Source organism: Peribacillus sp. SIMBA_075, from assembly GCF_046534585.1.
In genome coordinates this window covers 1-275 of the sequence record NZ_JAWRYN010000531.1, presented here as the reverse complement: position 1 = coordinate 275, position 275 = coordinate 1, and the positions used below count along the sequence as shown (strand labels likewise).

The following is a 275-nucleotide window of genomic DNA, read 5'->3' as shown; positions in this document are numbered from 1 at the left end:
CCACACGCTCGCGCCCTCCGGGGCCCGGAAGGCCGGAGCACCGACGACGACCAGGTCCTCGAAGCGGACGGCGCCGGGCAGCAGCGGGCCGTCGCCGACGGCGGCGAGCACGGACGGGCGGTGGGAGGCCAGCTCCAGCGCGGTGGCGACGGAGTCGGACGCAGCGGCGTCGTAGACGAACACGGCAGGCCGTGAGTCGTCGAGGATGTGCGCCGTCTCGCCCGGCGCGAGCCGGAAGTTCATCGGGGAGCTGACGGCGCGGAGGCCCTGCGCGG

General features: G+C 76.4%; 1 pseudogene. It reads right to left on the bottom strand.

The features are described 5' to 3' along the window. Positions 1-275, bottom strand: a pseudogene (locus tag SB775_RS29300) (hypothetical protein); the annotation flags it as partial.